The organism is Bacillus sp. T2.9-1 (assembly GCF_950097965.1).
In the GTDB taxonomy this organism is placed as follows: Bacteria; Bacillota; Bacilli; order Bacillales; family Cytobacillaceae; genus Niallia; species Niallia hominis.
Genome location: NZ_CATNHG010000104.1, coordinates 26,075 through 33,669, shown reverse-complemented (window position 1 = coordinate 33,669; position 7,595 = coordinate 26,075). Strand labels below are relative to the sequence as shown.

6 protein-coding genes are annotated in these 7,595 nt (G+C 34.2%); 5 read left to right on the top strand and 1 reads right to left on the bottom strand.

The genetic code is table 11. The features are described 5' to 3' along the window. Positions 1 to 187: 187 nt before the first annotated feature. Positions 188 to 736, bottom strand: a complete 549-nt coding sequence (locus QQZ16_RS15155) for a GNAT family N-acetyltransferase (protein ID WP_048718708.1) — start codon at positions 734 to 736, stop codon at positions 188 to 190. Positions 737 to 1,055: 319 nt separating this feature from the next. Here QQZ16_RS15155 and QQZ16_RS15150 point away from each other — a divergent pair, with 319 nt between their 5' ends. The 5 genes from QQZ16_RS15150 to QQZ16_RS15125 all read left to right on the top strand — a co-directional run bounded on the left by QQZ16_RS15150 (position 1,056) and on the right by QQZ16_RS15125 (position 7,377). Beyond that, on the top strand, positions 1,056 to 2,327 hold the full coding sequence (locus QQZ16_RS15150; protein WP_235251756.1) for a methyl-accepting chemotaxis protein: 1,272 nt from the start codon (positions 1,056 to 1,058) through the stop codon (positions 2,325 to 2,327). A 321-nt stretch (positions 2,328 to 2,648) separates the two neighbouring features. Then, complete coding sequence (locus tag QQZ16_RS15145) at positions 2,649 to 2,867, top strand: FeoA family protein (protein WP_031535687.1); 219 nt, start codon at positions 2,649 to 2,651, stop codon at positions 2,865 to 2,867. A gap of 1 nt (position 2,868) precedes the next feature. Further along, on the top strand, positions 2,869 to 4,875 hold the full coding sequence (gene feoB, locus QQZ16_RS15140; protein ID WP_235251755.1) for a ferrous iron transport protein B: 2,007 nt from the start codon (positions 2,869 to 2,871) through the stop codon (positions 4,873 to 4,875). A gap of 272 nt (positions 4,876 to 5,147) precedes the next feature. Further along, positions 5,148 to 5,600, top strand: coding sequence for a helix-turn-helix transcriptional regulator (locus QQZ16_RS15130; RefSeq protein ID WP_031535683.1), 453 nt, complete (start codon positions 5,148 to 5,150; stop codon positions 5,598 to 5,600). 487 nt (positions 5,601 to 6,087) lie between these two features. Beyond that, a complete protein-coding gene (locus tag QQZ16_RS15125) occupies positions 6,088 to 7,377 on the top strand; it encodes an MFS transporter (RefSeq protein ID WP_235251753.1) in 1,290 nt (429 codons plus the stop codon). Positions 7,378 to 7,595: the final 218 nt, after the last annotated feature.

The window sequence follows — 7,595 nt, the reverse complement described above, 5'->3', positions numbered from 1 at the left end:
TTTTTTAATGCTTAATTTTTTCCAGCTACCGCGCTCTCGCTTGGTGGCCTTTTTGTCTAGTTGGGGGACTCGTCCCCCAACTAGACAAAAAGGATATTTATTCTCCCACAAACATTTTACTCATACAGGAGAGGATTTGAACAATTTTTGTTTTTTATCCTCATTTAAATGAATGGGACGGGAAAAATTACTGCTTTGCTGCCCATTCTCTTGCCAGCATGCTGTAGGAATATAAATCGTGATAATGGTCATAAAGAAATTCACCATCTCTGATAATTCCCTCTTTAGTAAAGGCTAGCTTTTCAGGAATTGCTTGGCTTTTTATATTTCTTACCCCACATTGTATTTCCATTCGGTTTAACTTTAAATAATAAAAAGCATAATTCAGCATGGCAGCTACAGACTTTGTCATAATACCATGTCCTTGTGCATCTTCTGCTAAAAAGTAACCAATGCTTGCTTTGCGGCTTCCCCAATCTATTTGTTGTAACGTAATCATCCCTACTAGCTTACCATTAAAAAAAATGCCTGCATTTAGTTCCGTTTGTTCAGTAAAGAGTTTATTCCATAAGGGAATAATGGTTTGATATTGATAAGGAGAAGTTATTTGATCGACCCATGGGAGCCACTCCCGTAAATACTTTCTGTTTTGATTAACGATTTGAAAAAGTTCACTGGAATCTTTTACTTCTAATAGTCGTAATCTAATCTGCTGATCTACAAAAATATTAAACAACATCGTTCATCCTTTCTAATTTTCTAAGAAGGAGATATCGTTGTATTTTATGCGAAGAAAAATATTTGGCTCGCAAACTTTGAAATCTTACGCTATCTAAAGTGGAAATTAGGCGTTTTGAAACCAGACAGTAATTTTTATAAAATATTGTAAAATAGGTTAAAAAATAGGTAGAATGTACCGATATTAAAGATATAGAGACATAACTAAGGCATTCTCTGATGGAGACGCTGTTTATTAGTGAAAGCGTTTATTTCATATCGGTGTTTGCTTAGAAATGGCCCCTTAATATGGACGGCGGAAGAGAGGATGTTTCGTAATGAAAAAGAAAAATAGTTTTAAAGTGAAAACGCTCATTATAATGAATGTGCTTATCCTAATAACTACATTAATTAGTGCATTTGTTGGTTTTTATGTCGCCAAAAATGAAAATTCAGAAACAGTAATAATCTTTATAGGTGCAGTAGTTATCATTACTGTATTAAGCTCATTTGTTTTATATGTTCTAATGAAAGGTAAATTTAAGGCAATCTCCCGCCTGAATGACAAAGTAAATATGGTGTTGCAGGGACAGCCATCTTTCGAATATAGCTACAAGGCGAAAGATGAAATAGGTCAATTAAGCCGTTCTATTGATCAGTTACAGGAGAAATATTCTTTTTTAGTATCCAGTTTAAAAACGGTGAATGAAAATGGGCTGAATCAAGCAAATGATGTTTCGGTTATCGCAGAGGAAACATTGGCAAGTTCAGAAGAAATTGGTAGAGCAATGGCTGAAATTGCGGAAGGAGCTGTAAGCCAAGCGTCCGAATTGGAAGAAGTGAAAAGAGAGATTGATAGTCTTACTAATTCGATTGATAATATGGAAGGAAAAAATCAAATCATTAAGCAAGCGACTGAAAATGCGCAAGAAGCATCCCATAATGGACAAAAGACGATTAATTCTCTGAAAATATGTAATGAGAATGCAAGTAAGTCTACAAACGATGTAAGTATTGGAATCAGCAGTCTCTATCAAAAAGTGCTAGATATTTCAAAAATTACTTCCACTATTAATAGAATTGCAGAACAAACAAATCTTCTCGCTTTAAATGCAAGCATTGAGGCTGCAAGAGCTGGCGAACATGGAAAAGGCTTCTCTGTTGTTGCAAATGAGGTTCGAAATTTAGCTGAAGAGACAAACTCTGCTACCAAACAAATTCAAGATATGATCCAAAATATTGAAAAAGAAATGGAAAGTACGGTCATGTCGATATATGAAACGACAAACCAAACAGCAGAATTAGACACAGCAGTAAAGGATACAGAAAAAGAATTTACTGCGATTGCAGCAGCTGTTATTAATAGTATTGCAGCAGTTAAAGAAATGACAGGTGAACTTAACCGTGTGGTTGAACAAAATAATCATATTTCCCGTTCCATTGCAATGGTTTCAGAAGTATCAGAGTCTGTAGCTGCAGCAGTTGAACAAATTGCTTCTAGTACTGATGAGCAAACATCTGCAATTGGAAATATGGCCAAAACAGCAGAAGTAATGAAGAGTAGTAATGAGGAATTGAAGGATTCATTGGTAAAATTTAATCTATTATAAAGGAAAAGCCTTTGCTTGGGAGCAAAGGCTTTTTTTTATAGTTTCGAAAACATAAAGAAAGCAATTATCAAAAGCTAGTTTCCTAGATAAAGATGCCATTTCACTATGGTTAGAAGAAGTCCTAGAGTTTTAACTAAAAGCCTCCACAAAAACAATTCATCTCAGTGGGGAGGGTAGTGCACAAATACATTAGTTTCTAAAATTCATTGAATTGTCACAATTATCTGTATAAATCAGATTGAATACTGTTGTTGTGATTGATATAACTATCTTATAAGAGAAAGATAATCATTCTCAATTGAAGAAAAGAGGTGAAGTAAGGTGGAAGTTAGGGTTGGACAAAGATTAAAAATAAATAAAGTAGAAGAAGGAAATTCTATGCTTCAAAGAAGATTACTTGATTTCGGATTAATGGAGGGTGCTGTAATAACTATCCAGCAAATTTTGCCATTTGAAGGACCATGCATTTTGGAATATGAAGGTACAGTAATTGGGATGAGAAAAAGAGATATGAAAATTTTGCAAATGGAGAGGGTATAAGATGGAATTAGCACTTTTGGGAAATCCGAATACTGGAAAGACATCTTTATTTAACCATCTAACGGGAACATATGAATATGTTGGAAACTGGAATGGAGTGACGGTAGAGAAAAAGATCGGTACTTTAAAAAATAAAAAGGCAATTTTAGTAGATTTGCCAGGTGTTTATTCTTTAACACCAATCTCTGAAGAAGAAGCTGTAGTCACAAAGTATTTATTAGAAGGAAAGATGAGTCGGATTGTCAATATCATTGATGCCTCTCAGTTAAAGCGAAATTTGTTATTATCAATCCAATTAATAGAATACGGTAAACCAGTTATTTTTGCCTTAAATATGATAGACATTGCAAAAAGAAATGGGAAGAGTATTGATTATCCTTTGTTAGCAACCTATTTAGGAGCTACTACTATTGCAATAAGTGCAAGAAAAGGGAATGGTTGTGAGGAGCTATCACGAGCGTCCACTATTAAACAGACGATGGAGAATGAAGAACATACTCTATCTATTCATTATGGAGAAATAATAGAAGAGGCAATAGAAAAAATGACCCTCATGCTTCAAGAAAAAACAGACCTTTCAATAAGATGGCTTACAATCCAATTACTTGATGGAAATGCAGCAATTCGTTCCTTTCTAACTAATCTTTTGACAAAACAAGAGATAGATTCATTGATTAATGATGTAACAATAGAATGTGAAAAAATAGGAAAAAAGCCAGAACAAGTAATCTATCTTAAACGGAGAGAAGTGGTTGATCAAATTGTACAAAGAGTCGAAGTAATAGCAGATAAAAAACGTATGCCAATCTCGGATAATTTAGATTATCTTGTAACAAATAAATATTTAGGTTTTCCTATTTTTATAGTCTTTATGTATTTATTATTTATGATGACTTTTGATTGGTTTGGAACACCGTTATCTGATTTGCTAGATTATTTTATTTCTGATTTATTAACGAATGGAGTAACAAGTCTTTTAACAAGTTTGCAAGCTACAGACTTTATAAAATCCCTTGTTATTGATGGAATTATTGCAGGGGTAGGTGGGGTTTTAGTTTTCGTTCCGCAAATTTTTATTTTGTTTTTTTGTATTTCCTTTTTAGAGGACTCGGGCTATATGTCTAGAGTAGCACTCGTAATGGATAAATGGTTAGAAAATGTAGGATTGAATGGGAAAGCCTTTATCCCAATGATTATTGGGTTTGGCTGCAATGTTCCTGGGGTCATGGCGGCAAGAACGATCGAAACAAAGAAGGAGAGATTATTAACGATTTTATTGTTACCATTAATGAGTTGCTCGGCAAGATTTCCTGTTTATGCATTATTCATAGGAGCTTTCTTTGGAAAAAATGGAGCGATAATAGTGTTATCTCTCTATATTTTAAGTATTGTAATGGCCTTATTACTCGCTAAATTATTTTCCTCCACTATTTTAAAAGGAGAAAAATCTATCTTTCTAATCGAACTGCCACCATATCGATTACCTAGTATAAAGGTATTATGGAAAAGTACATGGGACAAAGGAAAAGGATTTTTAAAGAAGGCAGGTACTTTTATCTTCGCTGGTTCTGTTTTCATCTGGTTATTAACTTATTTAGGCCCAGGGGGATTAGATGTAAAAATGGACCAAAGCTTTTTAGCGTTAATTGGTTCAGTGATGGCTCCAGTTCTTGCCCCACTAGGTTTTGGAACATGGGAAGCAGGAGCATCCTTATTAACTGGATTTCTTGCAAAAGAAGCAATTATTTCTGCTATGAATATCATATATGCCGTTCCTGATACAAGAAGCTTGCAGCATTTAATGGGTGAAGTCTATACGCCGCTAGCCTCCTATAGTTTTATGGTGTTTATTCTATTATACATTCCTTGCCTAGCAACACTTGGTACTATCTATAAAGAAACAGGATCAAAAAAATGGTCTGCATTTTCTGTTGGTTATGCACTTATTCTTGCATATCTTATTTCTTTTGTAATTTATCAACTCGGAAAATGGATCGGTTTAAATTAAAGGAGTGAATAGAATGTTGATCAGCATTTTACTCGGATTTCTGATTTTTAGTTACGCAAGTTATGGGTTATACCGTCACATTCAACAATCGAAAAAGGGAAGATGTGCAGCGTGTTCCTTACAGAAAGCTTGCGAACAAAAATGTGAAGCATTGAACAAAAAAAATTAATTTAGGGCATCTCATAGTTTTAAATTGATATTTATGCAAAGGAAGCTTATAATATTAGTGATGGTGTAAAATTACACATAACTAATAAGGGAATGAAGAAACTTTGACTAGAGAAGAAATTATTGAGAGTGTATCGGAAAAGATGAGATTAATACGCACAGAAGCGGGATATACCCAAGATAAGATGGCTGAGGTTATTGGTTTATCAAAAAAGACATTAGTGCAAATTGAGAAAGGCAGACTATACGCAGGTTGGTCTACTGTAGTAGCAGTTTGCGCACTTTTTAGAGAGACAGAAACGGTTCGCTTTTTATTTGGTAATGAGCCATTAGAGGTATTAGAAACAGTTGCTCGAGATGGAATGGATTATCGAAAAGAGAAAACCCTTGGTGGAAAAGTATGGTGGAGAGAAGTAGAAAAAAAGAATGGATTTATTCTACAACAAAATATTATAAGTCAGCATTTTCGAATTATTGACGAGGACCATTTTCGAATCTTCTCTAGCTTTGAAGAAAAAGAATCAAAAGATCGTTTTAAGGAACTTAACGGCGAATAAATCATGCATAAATTAGGCTGTCCTATGAGTGTTAGTTTTTATTGAAAAAGACTAATAATTTAATAAGGGCAGCCTATTTTTGTGCTACTTTATTAGAAAATCACTTATAAATCTTAATATGAAATGATTGAATGGGTCCATGCGGTGAGGAAAAACAACAAAGGAAAACATAGATTGAAATGCTATACAGGTTTAAGCGTTAGCATCCGTGTCTATAAGAGCATCTTTCAAGAGGAAAAGGTAAAGAGAGAGCATCTCAGTAACCATAAAAGCCTCAATTAAACGAAAAAGAGACATCTGGCAAAGTATATTTTCATTACATTCAAAGAGCCTGGCTCCCTTTCATAAAGAAAACAATCTGATATCAGACTTAATAATGGAATTTCTTTCCGTCTATAGACGGAAAGAGAAACCATCGCATGAATGTTCATTATCTATAGGAAGAAAGATAGAATAAACTCATCAACTAAAGGATGAGGGATAAGAAATGAATAAATTTACAGAAATTTTTAAAAATGCGAGCTTTACCAGACTATTTATAGCCAATGTCACATCACAAATGGGGAGTGTTATTGGTTTAACAGCTTTCATGTTTTATATTCTTGATCGTTTCTCAGAGCAGCCATCTTATGCCACGATAACGGAATTAATGTTTTCCTTGCCAACGCTAGCCGTGTTTTTTCTTGTTGGAGTAGTGGCAGATCGACTAGATCGCCAGAAGATTGCTTACCATTGTGAGATGATAGCAGCAGCCATGTCTCTATGCTTATTAGGCGCAGTTTCCACTGGCTGGATGCCACTTATCTTTCTCACTTTATTTATTCGAAGTGCTGTTCAGAAATTCTTTTTTCCTGCAGAACAAGGCATTCTTCAAGGGGTATTAAGAAAAGAGGACTATACAACCGCAGCAGGACTTAATCAATTCATTAATAGTGTCTTTATGCTATTCGGTAATGCGATTGGTATATTCGTATATTGGACATTGGGGATTTATGGAGCGATAGTAGTTGATGTTGTTACTTTAACGATAAGCGGGCTTCTCATTAAGTCAATGAAGCTGAGTGAAGAAATTCGACAGCCAAATGGCACCCACTCGTTAAAAGACTTAAATATTCGATTTATATGGAGTGACTTTATGATTGGTCTAAAGTACATACTCTCTAATAAATTATTATTAGCATTAATTTATGGATTTATTGCATTTGGGGTTGTAAATGGTGGATTTAGTGTGATGCAAGTATTTATTTTGAAATATAAATTAGCTCCTGATAATTATGAACAAGTATCAATTTATTTGGGAATTGTCTTTGGCACAGGAGTAATGATTGGAAGCTTCCTTTCTTCTCTTCTTACCCAAAAGGTAAAATTATTTAAGCTGATTATAATCGGAGCATTTTATATTGCTGTTATGACAATTCTAGCGTCATATGCCACAAATGTCCTATTCTTTTTAACAATTTGTTTCTTATTAGCATTGGGGTTACCGATGATTAATATTGCAATTGGTGGATGGATGCCAACCATTATAGAGCCGAAAATGATGGGAAGGGTACAAGGCTGGATTACCCCGCTAATGATGCTGTCACAGTCCATTACGCTTGGGATTATCTCAATCGGCTATCCTAAATGGTTTTCTATAGAGATAATTTATTGGTTTGTGGGCACATGTTTTCTTATTGTTGGTGGCTATTACAGTTTAGTATTGCCAAGATTAGCAAGAGAAAAGGAAGCAAAAGAAAAGTTAGCTGGGAAAAAAGAGGTTCAACTAAATTATTAAATTCTTTTGATTTTCGAAATATTTGCAATTGACTTTATAAAAACTACGTGTTAATCTCATTTATATTGGAAAATAAATGTAGAGAAAGGATGGTTACTGATGAAAAGATTAAATAGATATTACTCCATTAAAACTTCATACATTGGTAACCTTCTTCTTTCTTATCGATAATTTTTTGCAAAAAAAAGCTGGTTGCCATTATAGGTAACCTGTGTATT

What these genes read in the sequence shown, in the direction of transcription:
- QQZ16_RS15150 (WP_235251756.1), top strand. Translation starts at nt 1,056, where the DNA reads ATGAAAAAGAAAAATAGTTTTAAAGTGAAAACGCTCATTATAATGAAT.
- feoB (WP_235251755.1), top strand. Translation starts at nt 2,869, where the DNA reads ATGGAATTAGCACTTTTGGGAAATCCGAATACTGGAAAGACATCTTTA.
- QQZ16_RS15125 (WP_235251753.1), top strand. Translation starts at nt 6,088, where the DNA reads ATGAATAAATTTACAGAAATTTTTAAAAATGCGAGCTTTACCAGACTA.